This is a genomic window from Mitsuaria sp. RG (genome assembly GCF_028369275.1).
GTDB lineage: Bacteria > Pseudomonadota > Gammaproteobacteria > Pseudomonadales > Pseudomonadaceae > Aquipseudomonas > Aquipseudomonas peradeniyensis.
Window position 1 is genome coordinate 1 of record NZ_JAQMYQ010000039.1, and the last position, 22,252, is coordinate 22,252.

Consider the following 22,252-nt stretch of genomic DNA (forward strand, 5'->3'; position numbering starts at 1 on the left):
CGAGAGCGGTGCAAGACCATCGCCAAACCCTTGGCCGCCATCACGCGATCAATTGCCTTCTCGCCAAAGGCCTTGAAGGGCGCGTCCAAAGACAAGGACCATACGATGCCTTACATCTACCTGGCTGTATGTACTGCACTGACAGGCTGGTTCCTCGACTGGATCTGCAAGCCGATTCTGGTGCGCAGGTGGCTCTACCTGGTTTTCCAGATCACAGGCATCACCGCTTGCACACAACTCGGTGCCCAGGAGGTTCTTTACTGGGATGGAGGGGCATGGGGCCTGTTCTTTTCACTCGCCGGATTTCCTCTGCTGTTCGAACGCTCGAGTTGGTATGAGCGAAACCGATAGAGGAGGCATTCATGAACATGCTTTACCTGCTGATCTATCTGCCGGTCGCAATCCTTCTGTTCGACTGGCTTTGCAGGTCAGTACTGCTTCGCAGAATCCTGTACATCGTCTTCATGGTGGCGGGCATCAGCACCTGTTCACAGCTGGGACAACGCGAGTTCATGAAGCTCGATGGTGGGCAATGGGCACTATTCTTCGTCGTGCTCGGCACGACCCTGCTGTTTGATCGCTCGCACTTTTTTGATCGTGATCGGGATTGAGGACCTGCACCCCATCCCGATCCAGATGGGGCCAGTTCAGCCCGCCAACCCCTGCAACTCCCCCCACTCCCGCTCACTCAACGCCACCCCTTCCCGCCCGGCCACTTCACGCTCGCGATAACGCCGCTCGCCCGGCATCCGCGTCAACCCGACTGCCTGCATCTGTTCCACCAGTTCACGGCTGCGCAGCGCAAAGCGCTCGCCCTCGGCCTTGCTCGGGTCGATCACGATGATCAACTGCCCGGTCCAGGGGGTCTTGGCTCCCGGATGCCCGGACCAGTCGAACTCCCAGGAGAAATTGCCTCCCGTCAGCGCCGCCGCCAGCAGCTCGACCATCATCGACAGCGCCGAGCCCTTGTGCCCGCCGAACGGCAGCAAGGCGCCGCCCTCGAGAATCGCCTTGGGGTCGCTGGTCGGCTGGCCATCGGCATCCACGCCCATGCCCGGCGGCAACTGCTCGCCCGCCCGCGCGGCGATCTGCACATCGCCATGGGCCATGGCGCTGGTGGCCATGTCGAAGACGATCGGATCATGCCCGGCGCAAGGCGCGGCAAAAGCAATGGGGTTGGTGCCGAACAGCGGCTTGCGCGCACCGTGTGGCACCACGCAGGTCATGCTGTTGACCACGCTCAAGGCCACCAGGCCTTCGTCGGCGAACGGCTCGACATCCGGCCACAGCGCGGCGAAATGGTGCGAGTTGTGGATCGCCAGCACCGCGATGCCGGCCGCCCGGGCCTTCTCCACCAGCAGCGGCCGGGCCGCCGCCAGCGCCGGCTGGGCGAAACCACCCTTGGCATCGACCCGTACATAGCCGGATGCCAGGTCGGTCACCAACGGCTCGGCGCGGCCATCAACCCAGCCGCTGGCCAGGGTCGAGACATAACCGGGAATACGGAACACCCCATGGCTGTGGGCACCGTCGCGCTGGGCACTGGCGCAATTGTGGGCGAGCACGGCGGCCACCGCCGCGCTGCAGCCATGACGCTCGAAAATCGACTGCAGCAACGCCTGCAGCTCGGTAAAAGGCACGCGCACGACAGGGCCGGTGGAAGGTGAAGACATCTGGAGCTCCTTTCTTGGAATTGGATTCGCTACAGCGCAACTGCACAGACTTTCCCGCCAATGACAGCTATCTGTCAAATATTGACTTGATGACAGAAAACAGCCATTTTGGCCTCCACGCCAGAAATCAACCGGAACCGACCATGAGCCAATCGATCAAGCAACGCCTGGAAAGCAGCCTGCACACCGCTGCCGCCTCGGGCCGCCAGATCGCCAGCTACATGCTCGCCAACCTCCACGAACTGCCGTTCCAGACCTCGGCCAGCATCGCCACCAAGCTGGGTGTGAGCGAGTCGAGCGTCGGCCGCTTCTGCCGCTCGCTGGGCTACGCGCACCTCAAGGCGCTCAAGCAGGACCTGCAGAACGACCTCGGCGACGGCCCCTGGCTGGTGGGCGACCGCCTGCAGGAGTTCCGCCAGCAACCCGAGGACGACCAGCGCTCGGGCAGCCTGGAGCTGGAAATGGCCGCGCTGGTGCGCGTGCACGAATACAGCCGCGGCGAAGCCTGGCAGCAGGTCGCCCGGCGCCTGGCGGAAAAACCGCGGGTGTTCGTCGCAGGCTTTCAGACCGAACGCGGCGTGGCCATGTGCATGAGCCACCTGCTGCAATACCTGCGCGACGGCGTGCAACTGGTCGACGGCAGCGCCGGACATTTCGCCGAGGTGCTGCTGGGGCGCCCGCAGGACTGTGCACTGGTGGTATTCGAGGCGCGCCGCTATTCCCGCCACGCCCTGCAGCTGTGCCACAAGGCCCGCGCGCTGGGCATCCCGGTGACCCTGGTCACCGACACCTTCTGTGACTGGGCCGATGCCAACGCCGACGAGGTGTTCCGCATCCCCACCGAATTCAACCTGTTCTGGGAATCCACCGCGACCATGCTGTCGTGGGTGCACCTGATGGTCAACGAGGTCTGCAAGAAGCTCGGACCGGATGTTGAAAGACGCTTGGAAGCAACTGCCGCTCTACATAACGAGTTCGTCGGCTACACCTCGTGGCCGGCGGGCAAACAACAATAGCAAGAGTGCAACTACCGAGGTGCGAGATGAAAGGAACCATGGCTGTGGTGGGTGCGTGCGCCCTGCTGCTGGCGGCCGGCGCCAGTGCCGAGACCCTGCGTTTTGCCACTGAAGGCGCTTACCCGCCGTTCAACTACGTCGATGCCGACAACAAATTGCACGGCTTCGACATCGACATCACCCATGCCTTGTGCGAGCAGATGAAAGTCGAGTGCACCCTGGTGGCCCAGGACTGGGAAGGCATCATCCCGGCGCTGATGGCGCGCAAGTACGACGCCGTGGTGGCCTCGATGATCGACACCGAGGAGCGCCGCCGCAAGATCGCCTTCACCGACCGCTACTACCGCACCCCGCTGACCGTGGCGGTCGCCAAGGACAGCAAGATCAGCGACGCGCAGACCGACTTCAAGGGCTACACCGTCGGTGCCCAGTCCGCCTCGACCCAGGCGATCTACGCCGAGGACGTGTACGGCAAGGCCGGCGCGGACGTGAAGCTGTACCCGACCCTGGACGAGGCCAATGCCGACCTCGCCGCCGGTCGCCTGGACGGGGTGATCGCCGACAAGTTCCCGTTGCACGAATGGCTGAACAAGAATGGCAAGGACTGCTGCAAGATCCTCGGCGACGTCGACGGCACCAAGGCCGACGCGGCGATTGCCGTGCGCAAGGATGACGATGCCCTGCGCGTGCGGCTGAACGAGGCCCTGGCGGCGATCGTGGCCAATGGCACGTACCAGAAGATCGCGAGCAAATACTTCGCCTTCGATATCTACCAGTAATCTCGTGGGAGCGGGCTTGCCCCGCGATGGCGTCCTGCGTCAACCAGGTGCTATCGCGGGGCAAGCCCGCTCCCACGGGGTCGTCTGTATCCCGGGGGTTACCCATGCTCGATCAACTCTCCCTGCTCTCCTTCGCCAGCGGCGGCTGGGGCCAGGCGCTCTTGGCCGGCGCTCTGGTGACCGTGTCGCTGGCCCTGGCCTGCCTGCCCATCGGCCTGCCGCTGGGCCTGCTGGTGGCGCTCGCCGCGCGCTCGCGCAAACGCCTGCCGCGGGCCTGGGCCACCACGTTCTCCACGGTGTTCCGCGGCCTGCCCGAATTGCTGACCCTGCTGATCATCTACTACGGCTGCCAGATCGCCGCGCAGAAGATCCTCGCCGCGCTGGGCTACCAGGGCGAGGTGCTGATCAACACCTTCCTCGCCGCGATGGCCGCCTTCAGCCTGGTGTTCGCCGCGTTTTCCAGCGAGATCTGGCTGATGGCCTTCAAGACCCTGCCCAAGGGCCAACTGGAAGCCTGCGCGGCCCTGGGCCTTAGCAAGCGCACCGGATTCTTCAAGGTGGTGTTGCCGCAACTGACGCGCATCGCCCTGCCGGGCCTGTCGAACAACTGGCTGAGCCTGCTCAAGGACACCTCGCTGGTCTCGACCATCTCGCTGATCGACCTGATGCGCCAGACCAACCTGGCGGTCAGCGTGACCAAGGAGCCGATGCTGTTCTACGGCGTCGCCTGCCTGGTCTACCTGCTGTTCTCGGCGCTGTCGGGCAGGGTCTTCACCCTGCTGGAGCGGCGCAGCAACCGCCATTTGCAAGGAGCCCGCCCATGAGCCCGGAGCAACTGCTGGCCTACGTGCTCGATCCCGACCTGCTGGAGCGCTACGGCGCGCGCTTCGTCGATGGCCTGCTGGTCACCGCCAAGCTGGTGGCGATCTCCTTCACCCTCGGCGCGCTGCTGGGCATGCTCCTGGCCCTGGCGCGGATGTCGCAGCACCTCGTTCTGCGACGCCTGGCTGCGGGCTACGTGTATTTCTTTCGCGGCTCGCCGCTGCTGGCCCAGCTGTTTTTGCTGTACTACGGGCTCGGTTCGCTCAAGGGCTTCTGGCAGGACCTGGGGCTGTGGTGGTTCTTCCGCGAGGCCTGGTACTGCGCCCTGCTCGCCTTCACCCTCAACACCGCCGCGTACCAGGCCGAGATCTTCCGCGCCAGCCTGATGGCCGTCGCGCCGGGCCAGTACGAGGCGGCCAAGGCCCTCAACCTCAAGCGCTCGACCACCTTCTTCAAGGTGGTGCTGCCGCAGTCGCTGCTGGTGGCCATCGGCCCGTTGGGCAACGAGCTGATCATGATGATCAAGGCCAGCGCCATCGCCTCGCTGGTGACCATCTACGACCTGATGGGGGTGACCAAGCTGGCCTTCTCGCGCAGCTTCGACTTCCAGATCTACCTGTGGGCGGCGGTGCTCTACCTGCTGATCGTCGAGGTGGTCCGGCGCACCCTGAAACACCTGGAGGCCCGCCTGGGCCGCCACCTGAACTGATTGAAGGAACCTTTTCATGCATTGCCAGACCATCGTCCTGGGCGCCGGCATCGTCGGCGTCAGCACCGCCCTGCACCTGCAGGCCCGCGGACGCCAGGTGATCCTCGTCGACCGCGACGAACCGGGCAGCGGCACCAGCCATGGCAACGCCGGGCTGATCGAGCGCTCCAGCGTGATCCCCTACGCCTTCCCGCGCCAATGGAGCGCCTTGCTGCGCTACGGCCTGAACCGCCAGCCCGACGTGCGCTACAGCCTGACCCACCTGCCCAAGGCCGCGCCCTGGCTGCTCAGCTACTGGCGCCAGTCCGCCCCCGGCCGCCTGGCCAAGGCTGCCGCCGACATGCTGCCGCTGGTGCAGCGCAGCGTCGAGGAACACGATGCGCTGATCGAGGCCGCCGGCCTGCAAGGACTGGTACAGGCCAAGGGCTGGATCGAGGTGTACCGTGACAGTGCGCTGTTCGAACAGGCCAAGCGCGACCTGCGGGGCCTGGCCCGTTATGGTCTGCAGTACGAGATCCTCGAACGCGAACAACTGCAGGCCCGCGAACAGCAACTGGACGGTGGCGTGATCGGCGGCATCCACTGGCTCGACCCGAAGACAGTGAGCAACCCCGGCGGCCTGACCCGTGGCTACGCGGCGCTGTTCGTCCAGCGCGGCGGGCAGTTCCTCCATGGCGACGCGCGCAGCCTGCGCCAGGTCGAGGACGGCTGGCAGCTGGACACCCGTCGAGGGACGGTGACGGCCGACGAGGTGGTGGCCTGCCTCGGCCCGCAGTCGGCCGACCTCTACGAGCGGCTGGGCTACCGCTTTCCGCTGGGCATCAAGCGCGGCTACCACATGCACTACGCCACCCGCGACGGCGCCGAGCTGGGCCACTCGATCTGCGACACCCAGGGCGGCTATGTCCTGGCGCCGATGGCCCGTGGCGTGCGCCTGACCACCGGCATCGAATTCGCCGCAAGCGATGCCGCCGCCAACGAGATCCAGCTGCGCCGCTGCGAGGCCCTGGCGCGCCAGCTGTTCCCGGCCCTGGGCGAGCGCCTGGACGACAAGCCGTGGCTGGGCCGCCGCCCCTGCCTGCCGGACATGCGCCCGGTGATCGGCCCGGCGCCCCTGCACAAGCACCTGTGGTTCAACTTCGGCCATGCCCACCACGGCCTGACCCTGGGCCCGGTCAGCGGCCGCCTGCTGGCCGAATTGATGACCGGCGAGCACCCCTTCACCGACCCTGCGCCCTACAGCGCCGCACGTTTCGACTGAACCTTGAGCGGGAGAACAACAAGATGACCGCCCCCCTGAGCCTTGCCAGCCTGCACCCTGCCCCCGATCCGCGCCCGGAGCTGATTCGCATCGAGGGCCTGAACAAGCACTACGGCGCCTTCCATGTGCTGCACGATATCGACCTGTCGGTGCGCGAGGGCGAGCGCATCGTGCTCTGCGGCCCGTCAGGTTCGGGCAAGTCGACGCTGATCCGCTGCATCAACCGCCTGGAAATCGCCCAGCAGGGCAGCATCCGCGTGGCCGGCACCGACCTCGCCAGCAAAGGCCGCCAGGCCGACCAGGTGCGCAGCGAGATCGGCATGGTGTTCCAGCACTTCAACCTGTTCCCGCACATGAGCGTGCTCGACAACTGCCTGCTGGCGCCGATGAGCGTGCGCGGCCTGTCGCGCCGGGAGGCCGAGGAACGGGCGCGCTTCTACTTGAGCAAGGTCGGCATCGAGAGCCAGGCGCACAAGTACCCCAGCCAGCTGTCCGGTGGCCAGCAGCAGCGGGTGGCGATCGCCCGGGCGCTATGCATGAAACCGAGGATCATGCTGTTCGACGAGCCGACCTCGGCGCTCGACCCGGAGATGGTGGCCGAGGTGCTGGATGTGCTGGTGCAGTTGGCCGGCACCGGCATGACCATGCTGTGCGTCACCCACGAGATGGGCTTCGCCCGGCAGGTGGCCGAGCGGGTGCTGTTCCTCGAGGGCGGAAAGATTATCGAGGACAGCCCACCCGAGGTGTTCTTCGGCCAGCCGCGCACGGCGCGGGCACAGGCGTTTCTCAAGCAGATCCTGCACTAGCATTCTCCAGTGAATGGCAAGTGACAGCCTGTACTGCCATTTTTCATTGACGCAGCCGCCCCAACGCCTCCAGTACATGTTCCGTCGCCCGCTCCACCTGCCCCTCGCGACAGGCGATCCCCAGTTGGCGCCACATCCCCGGTCGCAACGGCCGCCGGGCGATGCGCGGCGGCGACTGCTGCACCTCCCCTTCCTGCGGCAGCAAGGTGGCGCCGTAGCCCGCCGCCACCAGGCTCTTGATCGCATCGTTGTAGTTCAGCTCGATCCGCGGCTCGGGGTACAGCCCCGCCGCGGCAAACCACTCCGAGGTCACCCGCGACAACTGCGTGGAGCTGTCGTTGAGGATCAGCGCCCGGGCCGCGAGCCAGGCCGGCGTGACCCGGGCAGGCGGCTGCCAGTCGGCGGGAACATAGGCCATGATCGGGTCACGCCGCCACGGTGTGATCCTCACCCCTTTGCCCGCCACCTGCGGCAGCGCCACCAGGCCGATGTCCAGGGTGCCCTCGCGCAGTCGCGCCAGGGAGGCCTGTGAAGTGAGCACCTGAACCTGCACGTCGACTCCCGGATGGTCCACCCGCAGTGTTTCCAGGGCCTGGGGCAACAGGTGGGCGATGGCGCCAGTCGAAGCGCCCAGGCGCACCCGCCCGGTCAGGCCCTGCACCTGGCGGCGCACTTCGTCCAGGGCCTGGTCGGCGTCGGCCAGCAGGCGCCGGGCGCGGGTCAGCAAGGTCTCGCCAATGGCCGTGGGGCGCACCTGGCCGCGGGTGCGGGTGAGCAAGGGCGCACCAATGCGTGCCTCCAGCTCGGCCACGTGCAGGCTGATGGTCGGAGGCGCCAGGTTGAGCTGACGGGCGGCATCGGCAAAGGAGGCACGGTCGGCAATCACCACCAGGGTGCGCAGGCGGTCGAGGCTGATTTCTCGCATGGGGTCTCGGCACGGATGAAGTAATAGCGGCTGGCACATCTCAGGTAGGAGCGGCCTTGTGCCGCGAAAGGGCTGCACAGCAGCCCCGGCACTTTCGCGCCAAACGGGCAACCCTGGGGCTGCTTCGCAGCCCTTTCGCGGCACGAGGCCGCTCCTACAGGGGCATGCGATTTAGATTCAGGATTACTGAACATGGCAATCATGATATTCAAATTTTCTTTCGTCCAGCGAACGACGAGGATAACGCCATTCCTTCTCTTCACTGGAACACCGACATGCACCAGCCCCTCGTCTTCATCGACGGCGACCAAGGCACCACCGGCCTGCAGATCCATGCCCGCCTGCACGGCCGCCAGGACCTGCGCCTGCTCACCCTGCCCGAAGCCGAGCGCAAGGACCCGGCGCGGCGCAGCGAGGCGATCAACAGCGCCGATATCGCCGTGCTCTGCCTGCCCGACGACGCCGCCCGCGAGGCCGTGGCCACCCTGCACAACCCGGCGGTGCGGGTGATCGACGCAAGCTCCGCGCACCGCACCACGCCCGGCTGGATCTATGGCCTGCCGGAACTGAACGAACAACAGGCCGAACGCATTGCCCGGGCCACCCGGGTAAGCAACCCCGGCTGCTACCCCACCGGCGCGATCGCCCTGCTGCATCCGCTGGTCAAGGCAGGCTTGCTGCCGGCTGACTATCCGCTGAGCATCCATGCCATCTCAGGCTACTCCGGTGGCGGCCGGGCCGCCGTCGAGCGGCATGAGCAGCGCAGCGACGCCTACCTGCCGACACTCCAGCTATACGGCCTGGAGCTCGCCCACAAGCATGTGCCAGAGATCCAGCAGCATGCGGGGCTGAGCGCGCGGCCGGTGTTCGTGCCGGGTTACGGCGACTACCGCCAGGGCATCGTGCTGAGCATCCCGCTGCAACTGCGCCTGCTGCCCGGGGTCAGCGCCGAGCAGCTGCAAGCCTGCCTGGAGCGGCATTACCAGGGTGCCCGCCATGTGCAGGTGATGCCTCTGCACCAGCACGGCCCAGCTCAGGCGCTGGACCCGCAGGCGCTGAACGACAGCAACGACTTGCGCCTGGCCGTGTATGCCAACCCCGAGCATGGCCAGGTATTGCTGACTGCGGTGTTCGACAACCTGGGCAAGGGCGCCTCGGGCGCCGCGGTGCAGAACCTCGACCTCATGCTGGCCGGGCTGCGCTAGAATGATCACCCGCCTCGTTCCGGGGCGGGTGTTTCAATCCTGCCGGAGCCCGACCCGCGATGTTCATCCTCCGCCGCCTTGATGGCGTGCCGCCCGAATCCTTCCAGAACCAGATCCGCCAGCTGGTGATCGACCATGTCGGCCAGCTCAGCAGCGTCGCCATCAGCCCGGACAACCCACTCTACCCGCTGTACCAGTACGGTGTCGGCCTGGAGGTGCACCAGTACCTGATTGCCCTGGACGGCACCCGCGGCCTGGCCGTCGAGCTGACCCTGGCCCTGGATGCCGAGGCACCGGACCAGTTGCTCGGCTTCGCCCTGGTACTGCCGGCCCAGGACAACCCGCAGGCCTGCGCCCTGGCCTACCTTGCAGTGACGCCCAGCCACCGCCGTCAGGGCATCGCCCGTGGCCTGCTGGACGCAGTGCGTGAACGCTATGCCTGCGTCGAGCTGAGCACTTTCGCCCAGCAGGTGCCATGGTTCGAGAACATGGGCCTGCAGGTGGTCGCCTGTACCGGCCCACAGGTGTTGATGAGCAGTACCGGGCAGGCCAGCGGCGCGCTGATCGGGCGGCTGGACATCGCGCCGATCTACCAGACCGTCGAAGTCCGGCAGATCCACGCCTACCTGCTCAAGCAACAGGGTGAGGCGGCGATGATGGATGCCGAGCGCCTGCGCGACGAGCGGCTGGACGTCCTGACGGAACAGGCACGGGCGTGCGTCAGGGAACGCAAGACCGTACATTGAGGCGCCTCGCCTTCAGCCCTTGATGGCCTTCTCGATCGTGGCAATGTCGATCTTGCCCATCTGCAGCATCGCCTCGAACGCCCGCTTCGCCAGGGCGCGATCGGGGCTGGCCACCGCCTGGGTCAATACCCGCGGACTGATCTGCCAGGACAGCCCCCACCTGTCCTTGCACCAGCCGCACACGCTCTCGCTGCCACCGTTGCCGACGATGGCGTCCCAGTAGCGATCCGTTTCCTCCTGGCTGTCGGTCGCCACCTGGAACGAAAAGGCCTCGCTGTGGCTGAACGCCTGGCCGCCATTGAGACCGATGCACGGGATGCCCATCACGGTGAACTCCACCGTGATCACATCGCCCGCCTTGCCCGAGGGGTAGTCGGCGGGCGCCTTGTGCACGGCGGTCACCCGGCTGTCGGGGAAGGTGCTGGCGTAGAAGTTCGCCGCCACCTCGGCGTCGCTGTCGTACCACAGGCAAATGCTGTTCTTGGCGGTCATGATCGGACTCCTGGCGGGACTCGTTGCCCACGAGTCTAGCCGCCTGTCCTGGCATGCCAGGGCGGACCGATCAGCGGCTCAAGCCATCAGCCCTGGCAGGCGAACGCCTGGGCCAGCTCACGATCGCTCAGCGCGCTCACCGGATGCAGCTGGCGGTACTCGTCCAAGGCCTGCTCCAGCCGTGCGCCGCGCAGGCGCCCGTCGCTGGCGATGAACAGCAACGCATCGTCGCGGGCGGCCTGGTAGGTACGCGTCGGATGGCTGGTGGAGCCGCTCACCGCTGCGGTGGCGAGGCTCGAGCCGACGGTGAAGTGGTCGCTCGAGTTGCCCTTGCCGTCCATGGCCAAGGCCGGGCCGGCAAGCAGCAACATCGCCAGCAATGCTCGGCCGCGCAGGATCACGAGGCAACCCGTGCGGCTTGCGCGACGTCGGCGTGCCGCTGGCTGAAGGCCAGGTAATAGCCATTGCAATCACGCACGCCGAACTCCCGCGAACCATACTCCGTGTCGTGCAACGGCCAGGCGATATCCGCCAGCTCGCGAACTTGTGCGTAATAGCCGTCGACATCCTCGACCACCAGATAGAAGGTCCCGGCACACCCCGGCGGCAGCCGCCACAGGTCGTCCTCGGTGAACAGCAGGCGGCAGTCGTGCAACTGGACGGTAAGGGTCGATTGCGCGGTGTCGGCGACGGTAAATTGCAGCACATCGCGGTAATGACGGCGGGTGGCGTCAAGGTCGGTGCAGCGCAAAAGCGGGGCAACAGGCATGCGGACCCTCCTCGTCGGTGAACGGGTTGCGGCGGATCATCGCCGCAAACCTCAGCCCCTTCAAGGTCTTTGGCTCGTGGGTCATTGACTGCGTCGGGGCTACCAGGTGTCCTACGCAAATCTTGCAGCGGCTGTGAGATCGAGCGCCGCCCGCGCGGCGCATCGCGGGACAAGCCCGCTCCCACATTTGTTTCGGGCCTGTCTTTCCTGTGCCATCACCTGGTCCGCCTTGTTGGTACGACGCGGTTTTGGCGTGGTCGCTAACGCTGCTCCACATGACTCAAGGCATGCACCAAGGCAGGCGCCGGTACTTTCACAGGCATAATTGGCCCGAAACAAACTGTGGGAGCGGGCTTGTCCCGCGATGCGCCGCGCGGGCGGCGCTCGATCTTACAGACGCTGAAAGATTTGCGGCGAACAGTGCCTGGTCTCGAAACTGATGCGCCTGGCCAAGCATCGCGGCTGAACGCTCAAGTCGGCCAGGCAAGAGCCGATACCCCTCGTGCATCCGATCGGATGCACGATTGTGCAGTTACTCAAGGAAGATTCATGTTGCGCCACAACCTGCCAGCCCTGCTGGCTCTGTCGCTGTTGCTGTTGCTGTCACTCACCGGCTGCAATGGCCTGCCACGCTCGAACGCCACCGACTCAGCGCCGCTCGGTCCGATTCAACCGGATAGCGAAGCCCGCACGGCCTGGATCACACAGATCCTGGCCCAGGACCCACTGGCCAGCCAGGACCGACAGCCACCACCGCGCCAGAGCAACGCGCAGATCGTCGACGCATTGCGCCAGAAACGCGACCTGAAGTTGCCGGATGCCTACTGGGCGCAATGGCAACGCAATCTCGATACTTTCGATGCCGAAGCCTCCCGTCACAAGGAAGCACAGCGCGCCCGTTACATCGCCACCTTCAGCGACCAGCTCAAGCGCGTCGACGACACCACCCTGCAACGCCTGGCCATTGCGCCCGACACCCTGGACGCGGCTACCCGCGATGCCTGGAAGCAACGCCTGATCGAGCGCTACAGCCGCTATATCATCGACAGCGAAGTAGGCCGCGACATCCTCGACGCCCACCTGCGACGCATGGCGCTGATGGACCGGCAATTCGGCGTCTGCGACCTGGACAGTCATTGCTGGGACCGCACGCCCAGACCGTGAAATTTGACTCGCGACGGCGCAGGGCTCAAGGTCGGTGATCCCACCGACCTGGAGCCCGACATGCATTTCGACCTGATCCAGAGCTTGTGCCTGGCTGGCAAGCCCGATGTGCCCAATGACGACCGTATCGGCAACGCCGACTGCCACGCCTGGGTCATCGACGGCGCCACCGACCTCGGCGCCCCCGGCCTGCTCGGCGAGCGCGGCGGCGCGGCGTGGCTCTCGGCCACGGCCCAGCGCGCCTTCGCCACGGCCTCGGGGCCACTGCGACAGGTCTGCGAGACAGTTTTCGATACTATTGCCCAGGCCTACCGGCAGGATCGCCGGCGCGAGCCCCTGGCCACCTGGGAACTGCCGCGCGCCGCCTTTGCCGCAGTGGCCATCGAGGGTGAAGAACTGGTCTGCGCGCACCTGGCCGACTGCGTGGTGCTGCATCGCAGCGCGCAAGGCATCCGCTTCCTCACCCCCGAGCCCGATCGCGAGGTCGAGCAAGCCGAAGCCGCCGCACTCGGCCCCGGCACCGGCGCCCACGGCGTGCGCACCCCGGCGGTGCTGGCCGACCGCCGCAGCGCCCGCGAACGGCCCCGGGCCGTGCTCGGCGTCGATGCCGAGCTGTCCCGTGAGGGCACCTTCTACAGCCGAGCGCCAGTCGCCGTGGGTGACGATGTGCTGCTGATGAGCGATGGCTTCGCGGCGCTGTTCGATACCTACCGGGCCTATGACCCGGCAGGTTTCATCGAGCGCCTGCAAAGCCACGGCCTGGATGACCTGGCACGGACACTGCGCGGCATCGAGCACGACGATGCCGCATGCCTGCGCTACCCGCGGTTCAAGATGAGCGACGACGCCTCGGCGATCTGGTTGCGGGTGGGTTGACCCTTGTAGGAGCGGCCTTGTGCCGCGAAAGGGCTGCAAAGCAGCCCCGACTGTGAGGAGCGAGATGCTACGCCAACCGTTTATGCAGGAAATAACGGGTATGCCCAGGCGGAAAGTCGGCAAGCTCGCCGAACACCTCGAACCCCAGCTTGCGGTAGAAGTCCGGCGCCTGAAAACTGAAGGTATCCAGCCAGATTCCGCAACACCCCTTCTCCCTCGCCAGCGCCTCGGCCTGGGCCATCAGCTCGCGTCCGCTGCCCTGCCCGCGCATGCGCTCGGGCACCACCAGCAGCTCGACGAACAACCAACCCCCTCCGAGCCTGGCGTAGAGCCCGCCAACGACCTCATCATCGTCGGGATCGCGCAGCGTCCAGGCGACGGTGGCCGCGCCGGGCGAACCGATCACGCTGTCGTTGAAGGCGCGCAGGGGCTTGAGAATCGCATCGTGATGCAGGCCGGTGGCCTGGTCGGTGAAATCGATCGTGAGCGTCATGGCAGGTCGTCCGGTTGACCACGTAGGGAGGCGGCGCAAAGCACGCCGGATTAAATTTACTTCACGTTGCGCCCTTTAGATATAAGGCATTCGACAGCGGTTCGACCATACTCCAGAATGCAACGGTTTTTTGGGGGGAAACCCTTGCACAGCCAACGACATACCAACATTTAGTGAGCCTCAACGTGAAAACTTCCCTGTCCATCCTCAGCCTGCTGCTGTTGCTCACAGGTACCGCGACCCTACCGTCGACCGCTGCTGCACAACCCCCGGCCCAGGTCCAGCGTGACCCAAGCAAGCTGCACCTGGCCTCTGGCAGCGCCCTGTTGATCGACCTCAACACCAACAAGGAGCTGTATGCCAGCCACGCCGATCGCGTGCGCCCCATCGCCTCGGTCACCAAGCTGATGACCGCGATGGTCGTGCTCGACGCCAAGCTGCCCATGGACGAAATGCTCGGCATGACCATCGCCAACAACCCGGAGATGAAGGGCGTGTACTCGCGGGTACGCCTGGGCAGTGAGCTGAACCGTCGCGAGACGTTGCTGATCACCCTGATGTCGTCGGAAAACCGCGCGGCCAACACCCTGGCCAACCACTACCCCGGTGGCTATGGCGCCTTCATCAAGGCGATGAACGCCAAGGCCCGCAGCCTTGGCATGAGCCGCACCCGCTACGTCGAGCCGACCGGCCTGTCGACCCTGAACGTGTCCACCGCCCACGACCTCGCCAAGTTGTTGATGGCCTCGCGCAAGTATCCGCTGCTCAGCGAGCTGTCGACCACCCGCGAGAAGACCGTGGCGTTCCGCAAGCCCAACTACACCCTGGGCTTTCGCAACACCGACCACCTGGTGAACAAGAGCAACTGGGACATCGCCCTGACCAAGACCGGCTTCACCAACGAAGCGGGGCATTGCCTGGTGCTGCTGACGAAGATGGACAACCGTCCGGTGGCCATGGTGATTCTCGACGCCTACGGCAAGTACACCCACTTCGCCGATGCCAGCCGCATGCGCCAGTGGCTGGAGACCGGCAGCGCCAAGCCGGCGCCGGCGGTGGCCATGCAGTACAAGAGCGAGCGCCAGAGCCGCGCGCGCCTGGCGCAGGACTGACACACCGCTGAAACGACGACGCCCCGCATGATGCGGGGCGTCTTGCTTTACCGGTATGGGTCTCAGGCCTGGGTGGCGATCATGCCACCGGCGCTGCTGCCGCCAGTCTTGGTCAACGCTTCGAGCAACTGTTGCGTGGCGGCCAGGATCTGCCCGCTCAGGGTGGCGATGCTCGCCTGTTTGGCGGTGATCATGGCCAGCTTGGAGGTTTCGTCCATCTCTTGCTCGGCAATCATCGCCAGTTGCTTCTGCTCTTCGGCAAGCTGCTTCTGCAATTGCTTGATCATGTCGCGCAGCTGGGTAATGTGCCCCGGCTCGCCGCTGCCCTCACCGCCCTCGGCCTGCTTGGCCTCCTCGGCCTTGCCCGGGGTGGTTTCACCCGACAGGTCCACCGCGACGCTCGTCAACGGCTTTTCTTTCTTTTCTGCGGGCTGGGCGTTGGCCACACTGGTGATCACGCCCATCGTCGCACTGTTGATACCTACCATTCCCTAATCCTCCGTGGTGGGTCCTTTCAATACCAGCGCTATCGGCCGCGCCACGGCAGACTTGATGGCTTTACGCCGATAAATTTACCCCCTCGTCATTCGTCCACCACATACCCGAGCCATGCCCTGGCGCCCCTGGCGACCCGACAGGCCGACCCGATCAGCCCCGCAACGAGATGGCAATGACCAAGACCCGTTCCCGCAAAGCCTTGTACATCGGCCTGCCCCTGGCCCTGGTGGCCGCCCTGGGTGGCGCCGCCGGCTATTACTTCTGGAAGCAGGACAGCGGCTATCCCCGCGCCATCGTGCAGCAGGCCAATGAACTGCACGAACACATGCTCTCCTTCGACAGCCATGTCACCGTGCCGCTGGGCTACGGCAGCGACGGCTACGAGGCTGACAAGGACGGCCGTGGTCAGTTCGACCTGGCCAAGGCGGCCAAGGGCCGGTTGTCGGGCGCGGCGCTGACCGTCTTCGGCTGGCCCGAGCTGTGGAACGGCCCGAACGCACCGCACCGTCCGACCCCGGGCTTCGTCGACGAGGCCCGCAACCAGCAGGAAGTGCGCTACAAGATCATCAGCGGGATCGTGCGCGACTTCCCCAACCAGGTCGGCATCGCCTACACCCCCGAGGACTTCCGCCGCCTGAACGGCGAAGGCAAGTTCGCCATCTTCATCAGCATGCTCAACGCCTACCCGCTGGGCAACGACCTGTCGCAGCTCGACCTGTGGAGCAAGCGCGGCATGCGCATGTTCGGCTTCAGCTACACCGGCAACAACGCCTGGGCCGACTCCTCGCGCCCGCTGCCGTTCTTCAACGACACCCCCGACGCCTTCGGCGGCCTGTCGCCACTGGGCGAGCAGGCGGTCAAGCGGCTCAACGACCTGGGCGTGATCATCGACGTCTCACAGATGTCCACCCTGGCCCTGGAAGACGTGGCCCGCCTGAGTCGCGCCCCGTTCGTCGCCTCGCACTCGGCGCCGCGGGCGCTGGTGGACATCCCGCGCAACCTCTCCGACAAGGAGATGCAACTGATCAAGGACAGCGGCGGCGTGCTCCAGGTCGTGGCCTTCACCACCTACCTCAAGCCGCTGAGCAAGCCGACCCTGGAAAAACTCGAGGCCCTGCGCGCGCGCTTCGACCTGCAACCGCTGCAAGGCCTGACCAACGCGCTGATGCCAGGCGACCCGATCATCGCCATCTGGCCCGAGGCGCGCTTCGGCGAATACGCCAGCAGCCTTTACGCCATCGTCGACGAAGAGCCCCGTGCCGGCCTCAAGGAATACGTCGATGCCATCGACTACGCCGTGAAGAAGATGGGTATCGACCATGTCGGCATCAGCTCCGACTTCAACGATGGCGGCGGCGTCACCGGCTTCATGAACGTCGGCGAGATCCGTAACGTCACCGCCGAGCTGCTGACCCGCGGCTATTCCGAAACCGATATCGCCAAACTCTGGGCGGGCAACTTCCTGCGTGTGTGGGGGCAAGTGCAGAAAGCCGCCAACCCGGTGGCCCTGCTCGACAACAACCGGGAAGCTCGCCATGACTGACCGGCGCGCCTTCCTCAAGCAGGCCGCCGCCCTGGCCGCCAGCCTGCCCTTGCTGCCCGGTGCCCTGGCCGCCGAGCCGGCAGCCCCGACACTGCAAGGCCCGGACAAATGGCGCCAACTGCGCCAACTGTTCCCCCTGGCCCCCGATGTCGCGCACTTCGCCAATTTCCTGATTACCGCCCACCCGCGCCCGGTGCAGGAAGCGATCGACCGCCACCGCGCCACCCTCGACCGCAACCCGGCCCTGTGCATGGACTGGGAAAGCCAGTACGAATGGCAACGCGAGGACGAGGTCCGCGAATGGGCGGGCCGCTACCTGGATGTGCGTCCGCGCCAGGTTGCCCTGACCGGCAGCACCACCGAGGGCCTGGGCATGATCTACGGCGGCCTGCATGTGGCGCCGCACCAGGAAATCCTCACCACCGAACACGAGCACTACTCGACCCACAATTGCCTGGCATTCCGCCAGCGCCAGCACGGCACCCAGGTGCGCAAGCTGCGCCTGTTCGACAAACCCGGCGAGGTCTCCACTGATCGGGTCCTGAGCCTGATCGACCGCAGCATCCGCCCCGAGACCCGGGTGCTGGGCATGACCTGGGTGCACTCGGGCAGCGGCGTCAAGCTGCCGGTGGGCGCCATCGGCGAACTGGTACGCCAGCACAACCGCAACCGCGACGAGGCCGAGCGCATTCTCTACGTGGTCGATGGCGTACACGGCTTCGGCGTGGAAAACGTGCGCTTCGCCGACTTCAACTGCGACTGGTTCATCGCCGGCACCCACAAATGGATGTTCGGCCCCCGGGGCACGGGGATCATATGCGCGGCGTCGGAGCAGATGCAGCACCTGACACCGACCTTCGCCACCTTCTCGCGCAACGAGGACTTCGGCACCATCATGACCCCGGGCGGTTACCACGCCTTCGAGCACCGCTGGGCGCTGGGCGAGGCCTTCAAGCTGCACCTGGCCCTGGGCAAGGCCGACGTCCAGGCGCGCATCCATCAGCTCAACGACTACCTCAAGGCACGCCTGGCCGAGCACCGCGCCATCGAGCTGGTGACCCCGGTCAGCCGTGAGTTCTCCGCCGGCTTCACCTTCCTGCGCATCAAGGACCGCGATCCCGATGCCGTGGCGGCCTACCTGAACGCCAACAAGGTCATGGTCGATGCCGTGGACCGCGACGTCGGGCCGGTGATCCGCTTTGCGCCCAGCCTGCTCAACGACGAGCAACAGATCGATCGGGCCATGGCGCTACTGCGCAAGCAGATCGGTTGAAACGCCTCCTGCTGTAATGGGGCCGCTCTGCGGCCCTTTCGCCGACAAGTCCAACTTCCCTTGCAGGCATGCCTGCAGACAGACACGGCCCGGACTGTGCCGTACGCCTGCTTGTCGGCGAAAAACCAACGTGCACGAGCGATCATTGCACCGGCGCAATGAGCCAACTGCATCGTTAAATATTATTGACCTAAACCCCCGCCAAACCCTTGCCAGCCAAGGCCTTGAACATCTCAATCCCCCGGAAACCGGCGCCTGGGCGCCTCGCCACTCGTTTGACATATCGAACGGCTCTGGCAAGCTAGGAGTCAGGCCCCGACCGACATCGCCTGCAAGGCGAGCCGGCAGTGCTCGGGGCTCCAGGCAGCACTGAAGGCCCCGGCCGTGCGCCTGCACAACAACGACAGGCATGACCTGTCTCAAGGTGACATATGTCCAACAGCAACATTGGCAACAAGCAACCCTCCCTGCGCAAACCCGTCGTCCTGATGACCATGGGCAGCCAAGAGCGCAAAGGCCATGACTATCAGGTCATGACCCACAAATACATCACCCCGCTGGTCGATTTCGCCGGTTGCGTCCCGGTCCTGGTGCCCACCTGCTGTGGCGTCGAAGACCTCGAGACCTACCTGGACATGGCCGACGGCGTCTACCTGACCGGTGCCGGCAGCAACATCGACCCGAGCCTCTACGGCCAGGAAAACCAGACCCCCGGCAAGGGCCAGGACAAAGACCGCGACCTGTTCGACATGCCACTGGTCAAGGCCGCGATCAAGCGCGGCCTGCCGATCTTCGGCATCTGCCGCGGCATGCAGGAAATCAACGTGGCCCTGGGCGGTGACATCTACCAGAAGGTCTACGCCGAGCCCGGCTTCAACGACCACCGGGAAAACCCGGAAGATCCGGTCGAAGTCCAGTACGCCGCGGTGCACAGCGTGAAGATCAAGCCAGGCAGCTGGCTGCGCGATACCCTGGGCACCGACGAGATCCGCGTCAATTCGCTGCACGGCCAGGGCCTGCGCAACCTGGGTGCCGGCATCGAGCCGATCGCCCATGCCGAAGACGGCCTGGTCGAGGCGATCCACGCCCCGAGCCTGTCGCCCTTCCTGTTCGCGGTGCAGTGGCACCCGGAGTGGCAGGCGGCAAAGAACCCCGACTCGATCAAGATGTTCCAGGCCTTCGGCGACGCCTGCCGCGCCCAGGTCCGCAAGTCCCAGGTCAAGCACCACCAGGCTGCCTGATCCACTGAAGCTTCGTTAGCTTTGATCGCGGGGCGGTGCAATACCGCCCCCGTTTCCCCGGTCACCCTCTGCTGGTCCCAGAACACTTCCCGTGGAAGCGGGCGGCGGGCTTGTGCCTGTCTCCGCGATCTTTTTTTCTCCTCCTCCACAAGTCATACGACAACACTCCTCTGCCAAATTCTCGGGTTTACGCGTTCCCCTGTAGGAGCGGCCTTATGCCGCGAAAGGGTCGCAACGCGGCCCCGGCGATCGTGGCTCAACGCCGAAATTCCGGGGCCGCTGTGCGGCCCTTTCGCGGCACAAGGCCGCTCCTACAGGGGTTGGCGCTGTCATGGCGGGATGGATTCAAAATTTCTATCGCGAGGGACTAGTCATGATTACAGTTGTACGATAACTTACCTCTCACCTTGGTTCCCCTCCTCCAAGCGCCACAGGATGCCTACAACAATGACCCCACAAGAACTGCAATCCATCCTCTCCCACGGCCTGCTGTCGTTCCCCGTCACCGACTTCGACGCCCACGGCGACTTCAACCCGGCCGGCTACGTCAAGCGCCTGGAATGGCTCGCCCCCTACGGCGCCAGCGCCCTGTTCGCCGCCGGCGGCACCGGCGAGTTCTTCTCCCTGGCCGCCAGCGAGTACAGCCAGGTGATCAAGACCGCCGTCGACACCTGCGCCACGTCGGTGCCGATCCTCGCCGGCGTCGGCGGCTCGACCCGCCAGGCCATCGAATACGCCAAAGAGGCCGAGCGCCTCGGCGCCAAAGGCCTGCTGCTGCTGCCCCACTACCTCACCGAAGCCAGCCAGGACGGCGTCGCCGCCCATGTCGAGGCGGTGTGCAAGGCGGTGAATATCGGCGTGGTGGTATACAACCGCAACGTCTGCCGGCTGAACGCCGACCTGCTGGAACGCCTGGCCGAACGCTGCCCGAACCTGATCGGCTACAAGGACGGCCTGGGCGACATCGAGCTGATGGTGTCGATTCGTCGCCGCCTGGGTGATCGCTTCAGCTACCTGGGTGGCCTGCCTACCGCCGAGGTGTATGCTGCGGCGTACAAGGCCCTGGGTGTGCCGGTGTACTCCTCGGCGGTGTTCAACTTCGTGCCGAAGACGGCGATGGACTTCTACCACGCCATCGCCCGCGACGATCACGCCACCGTGGCCAGGCTGATCGACGACTTCTTCCTGCCGTACCTGGACATCCGCAACCGCAAGGCCGGTTACGCCGTGAGCATCGTCAAGGCCGGGGCGAAGATCGCCGGCTACGACGCCGGGCCCGTGCGCACGCCGCTGACCGACCTGACCGCGCAGGAGTACGAGATGCTCGCCGCGCTGATGGACAAGATGGGCCCGCAATAAGCGAACTTCCTGCGGCCTGCCGATGCCGCCGCCGGAGCAGGGCCACCCTGCTCCGGCCCACAACCGATCCCCGTATAAAAATAACGAGTGGGAGTAACCAGCATGCAAGCGACGAAAAAGACGCATGTGCGCTACCTGATCCTGTTGATGCTGTTCCTGGTGACCACCATCAACTACGCCGACCGCGCCACCATCGCCATCGCCGGCTCCAGCCTGCAGAAGGACCTGGGCATCGACGCGGTCACCCTCGGCTACATCTTCTCCGCCTTCGGCTGGGCCTACGTGGCCGGGCAGATCCCCGGCGGCTGGCTGCTTGACCGCTTCGGCTCGAAGAACGTCTACGCCTTCAGCATCTTCACCTGGTCGTTGTTTACCCTGCTGCAGGGCTTTGTCGGCGGCCTGCCGGTGGCCTGGGCGGTGGTCACGCTGTTCACCCTGCGCTTTCTGGTCGGCTTCGCCGAAGCGCCGTCGTTCCCCGGCAATGCCCGGATCGTCGCGGCCTGGTTCCCGACGCAAGAGCGCGGCACCGCCTCGGCGATCTTCAACTCGGCGCAGTACTTCGCCACCGCGCTGTTCGCGCCGATCATGGGCTGGATCGTCTTCACCTTCGGCTGGGAACATGTGTTCGTGGTGATGGGCGCGCTGGGCATCGTGTTCTCGGCGGTGTGGCTCAAGACCATCTACAACCCGCGCCAGCACCCGCGCATCGGTGCCGCCGAGCTCGAGCACATCGAACAGAACGGCGGCCTGGTGGACATGGACCAGAAACGCGGCAACGACGGCCCGAAATGGGGCTACATCAAGCAACTGCTGACCAGCCGCATGCTGCTGGGCGTCTACCTGGGCCAGTACTGCATCAACGCCATCACCTACTTCTTCCTCACCTGGTTCCCGGTGTACCTGGTGCAGGAACGCGGCATGACCATCCTCAAGGCCGGCTTCATCGCCTCGCTGCCGGCAGTGTGCGGCTTCATCGGCGGCGTGCTCGGCGGCGTGCTGTCGGACTGGTTGCTGCGCCGCGGCAACTCGCTGACCTTCTCGCGCAAGCTGCCGATCGTCTGCGGCCTGCTGCTGTCGACCACCATGGTCTTCTGCAACTACGTCGAGGCCGAATGGATGGTGGTCGGTTTCATGACCCTGGCGTTCTTCGGCAAGGGCATCGGCGCGCTGGGCTGGGCGGTGGTCGCCGACACCTCGCCCAAGCAGATCGCCGGGCTGTCGGGTGGGCTGTTCAACACCTTCGGCAACATCGCCTCGATCACCACGCCGATCGTCATCGGCTACATCATCAGCGCCACCGGCTCGTTCAAGTGGGCCCTGGTGTACGTGGGCGCCAACGCCCTGGTGGCAGTGTTCAGCTACCTGGTGATCGTCGGTCCGATCAAGCGCATCGAGCTCAAGGACGACCCGAAGCAGGAAGCGGCACCCACCGCTGAACTTGCCACTTCGCGCCATTGAGTGAAACACGCCTGCGCCCTGCCCGGGCGCAG

25 protein-coding genes are annotated in these 22,252 nt (G+C 65.6%); 18 read left to right on the forward strand and 7 right to left on the reverse strand.

Translation table 11 applies throughout. The features are described 5' to 3' along the window. Nucleotides 1–351: hypothetical protein (locus POF53_RS19455; protein ID WP_498969049.1), on the forward strand; the 351-nt coding region annotated here is incomplete at its 5' end. An 11-nt stretch (nt 352–362) separates the two neighbouring features. Continuing rightward, nucleotides 363–611 carry a hypothetical protein gene (locus tag POF53_RS19460; protein ID WP_232855311.1) on the forward strand — a complete coding sequence of 83 codons (249 nt, stop codon included), beginning with the start codon at nt 363–365 and terminating at the stop codon, nt 609–611. 36 nt (nt 612–647) lie between these two features. On the opposite strand, the gene POF53_RS19465 is transcribed toward POF53_RS19460, so the two are convergent. After that, complete coding sequence (locus tag POF53_RS19465; RefSeq protein WP_232855313.1) at nt 648–1,673, reverse strand: Ldh family oxidoreductase; 1,026 nt, start codon at nt 1,671–1,673, stop codon at nt 648–650. Between the two features lie 143 nt (nt 1,674–1,816). On the opposite strand from POF53_RS19465, the gene POF53_RS19470 reads away from it, so the two are divergent. From POF53_RS19470 to POF53_RS19495, 6 genes are all read left to right on the forward strand, one after another. Beyond that, a complete protein-coding gene (locus POF53_RS19470) occupies nt 1,817–2,689 on the forward strand; it encodes a MurR/RpiR family transcriptional regulator (RefSeq protein WP_498969052.1) in 873 nt (290 codons plus the stop codon). 26 nt (nt 2,690–2,715) lie between these two features. Beyond that, nucleotides 2,716–3,468 carry a transporter substrate-binding domain-containing protein gene (locus POF53_RS19475; RefSeq protein ID WP_232855317.1) on the forward strand — a complete coding sequence of 251 codons (753 nt, stop codon included), beginning with the start codon at nt 2,716–2,718 and terminating at the stop codon, nt 3,466–3,468. A gap of 104 nt (nt 3,469–3,572) precedes the next feature. Next, nucleotides 3,573–4,292, forward strand: coding sequence for an ABC transporter permease (locus POF53_RS19480; RefSeq protein ID WP_232855319.1), 720 nt, complete (start codon nt 3,573–3,575; stop codon nt 4,290–4,292). Beyond that, nucleotides 4,289–4,999 (forward strand): ABC transporter permease, encoded by a 711-nt coding sequence (locus tag POF53_RS19485; protein ID WP_203646925.1) that lies wholly within the window; start codon nt 4,289–4,291, stop codon nt 4,997–4,999. Before POF53_RS19480 ends, POF53_RS19485 begins: the two co-directional genes overlap by 4 nt. Before the next feature lie 16 nt (nt 5,000–5,015). Next, on the forward strand, nt 5,016–6,260 hold the full coding sequence (locus POF53_RS19490) for an NAD(P)/FAD-dependent oxidoreductase (RefSeq protein ID WP_498969055.1): 1,245 nt from the start codon (nt 5,016–5,018) through the stop codon (nt 6,258–6,260). A gap of 23 nt (nt 6,261–6,283) precedes the next feature. Further along, nucleotides 6,284–7,066 (forward strand): amino acid ABC transporter ATP-binding protein, encoded by a 783-nt coding sequence (locus POF53_RS19495; RefSeq protein WP_096047910.1) that lies wholly within the window; start codon nt 6,284–6,286, stop codon nt 7,064–7,066. Nucleotides 7,067–7,109: 43 nt separating this feature from the next. Here the strand turns inward: POF53_RS19495 and POF53_RS19500 are convergent, their stop codons facing one another. After that, nucleotides 7,110–7,991, reverse strand: a complete 882-nt coding sequence (locus POF53_RS19500; protein ID WP_203646926.1) for a LysR family transcriptional regulator — start codon at nt 7,989–7,991, stop codon at nt 7,110–7,112. 275 nt (nt 7,992–8,266) lie between these two features. On the opposite strand from POF53_RS19500, the gene argC reads away from it, so the two are divergent. Beyond that, nucleotides 8,267–9,196: an N-acetyl-gamma-glutamyl-phosphate reductase gene (gene argC, locus POF53_RS19505; RefSeq protein ID WP_203646928.1), complete on the forward strand. Its 930-nt coding sequence runs from the start codon at nt 8,267–8,269 to the stop codon at nt 9,194–9,196. Nucleotides 9,197–9,255: 59 nt separating this feature from the next. Beyond that, a complete protein-coding gene (locus POF53_RS19510) occupies nt 9,256–9,942 on the forward strand; it encodes a GNAT family N-acetyltransferase (protein ID WP_232855332.1) in 687 nt (228 codons plus the stop codon). A gap of 12 nt (nt 9,943–9,954) precedes the next feature. Here POF53_RS19510 and POF53_RS19515 read toward each other — a convergent pair whose 3' ends face one another. From POF53_RS19515 to POF53_RS19525, 3 genes are all read right to left on the reverse strand, one after another. Then, a complete protein-coding gene (locus tag POF53_RS19515) occupies nt 9,955–10,434 on the reverse strand; it encodes a VOC family protein (RefSeq protein ID WP_232855334.1) in 480 nt (159 codons plus the stop codon). 86 nt (nt 10,435–10,520) lie between these two features. After that, nucleotides 10,521–10,835: a DUF2388 domain-containing protein gene (locus POF53_RS19520; protein WP_274235421.1), complete on the reverse strand. Its 315-nt coding sequence runs from the start codon at nt 10,833–10,835 to the stop codon at nt 10,521–10,523. Then, nucleotides 10,832–11,203: a VOC family protein gene (locus tag POF53_RS19525; protein WP_203646931.1), complete on the reverse strand. Its 372-nt coding sequence runs from the start codon at nt 11,201–11,203 to the stop codon at nt 10,832–10,834. The genes POF53_RS19520 and POF53_RS19525 overlap by 4 nt, the downstream gene beginning before the upstream one ends. A 549-nt stretch (nt 11,204–11,752) precedes the next feature. Here POF53_RS19525 and POF53_RS19530 point away from each other — a divergent pair. Both POF53_RS19530 and POF53_RS19535 read left to right on the forward strand, forming a co-directional pair. Then, nucleotides 11,753–12,367, forward strand: a complete 615-nt coding sequence (locus POF53_RS19530) for a hypothetical protein (protein WP_232855338.1) — start codon at nt 11,753–11,755, stop codon at nt 12,365–12,367. A 60-nt stretch (nt 12,368–12,427) separates the two neighbouring features. After that, nucleotides 12,428–13,243 carry a protein phosphatase 2C domain-containing protein gene (locus POF53_RS19535; RefSeq protein WP_232855339.1) on the forward strand — a complete coding sequence of 272 codons (816 nt, stop codon included), beginning with the start codon at nt 12,428–12,430 and terminating at the stop codon, nt 13,241–13,243. 67 nt (nt 13,244–13,310) lie between these two features. On the opposite strand, the gene POF53_RS19540 is transcribed toward POF53_RS19535, so the two are convergent. Continuing rightward, complete coding sequence (locus POF53_RS19540; protein WP_203646940.1) at nt 13,311–13,736, reverse strand: GNAT family N-acetyltransferase; 426 nt, start codon at nt 13,734–13,736, stop codon at nt 13,311–13,313. 185 nt (nt 13,737–13,921) lie between these two features. Here POF53_RS19540 and pbpG point away from each other — a divergent pair, with 185 nt between their 5' ends. Beyond that, the gene (gene pbpG, locus POF53_RS19545) at nt 13,922–14,848 is read left to right on the forward strand and encodes a D-alanyl-D-alanine endopeptidase (RefSeq protein WP_203646942.1); all 927 of its coding nucleotides are present in this window, start codon (nt 13,922–13,924) and stop codon (nt 14,846–14,848) included. A 62-nt stretch (nt 14,849–14,910) separates the two neighbouring features. Here the strand turns inward: pbpG and POF53_RS19550 are convergent, their stop codons facing one another. After that, the gene (locus tag POF53_RS19550) at nt 14,911–15,336 is read right to left on the reverse strand and encodes a hypothetical protein (RefSeq protein WP_232855340.1); all 426 of its coding nucleotides are present in this window, start codon (nt 15,334–15,336) and stop codon (nt 14,911–14,913) included. Between the two features lie 182 nt (nt 15,337–15,518). Here POF53_RS19550 and pvdM point away from each other — a divergent pair, with 182 nt between their 5' ends. The 5 genes from pvdM to POF53_RS19575 all read left to right on the forward strand — a co-directional run bounded on the left by pvdM (nt 15,519) and on the right by POF53_RS19575 (nt 22,220). Next, entirely contained in the window at nt 15,519–16,889 is a 1,371-nt protein-coding gene (gene pvdM, locus POF53_RS19555) for a dipeptidase (RefSeq protein ID WP_203646944.1), read from the forward strand. Further along, complete coding sequence (gene pvdN / locus POF53_RS19560) at nt 16,882–18,162, forward strand: pyoverdine-tailoring periplasmic protein PvdN (RefSeq protein WP_254465118.1); 1,281 nt, start codon at nt 16,882–16,884, stop codon at nt 18,160–18,162. Before pvdM ends, pvdN begins: the two co-directional genes overlap by 8 nt. A 431-nt stretch (nt 18,163–18,593) precedes the next feature. Beyond that, complete coding sequence (locus tag POF53_RS19565; RefSeq protein ID WP_203646946.1) at nt 18,594–19,403, forward strand: gamma-glutamyl-gamma-aminobutyrate hydrolase family protein; 810 nt, start codon at nt 18,594–18,596, stop codon at nt 19,401–19,403. 447 nt (nt 19,404–19,850) lie between these two features. After that, the gene (kdgD, locus tag POF53_RS19570) at nt 19,851–20,762 is read left to right on the forward strand and encodes a 5-dehydro-4-deoxyglucarate dehydratase (protein ID WP_203646947.1); all 912 of its coding nucleotides are present in this window, start codon (nt 19,851–19,853) and stop codon (nt 20,760–20,762) included. Between the two features lie 102 nt (nt 20,763–20,864). Continuing rightward, complete coding sequence (locus POF53_RS19575; RefSeq protein WP_050705309.1) at nt 20,865–22,220, forward strand: MFS transporter; 1,356 nt, start codon at nt 20,865–20,867, stop codon at nt 22,218–22,220. Nucleotides 22,221–22,252: the final 32 nt, after the last annotated feature.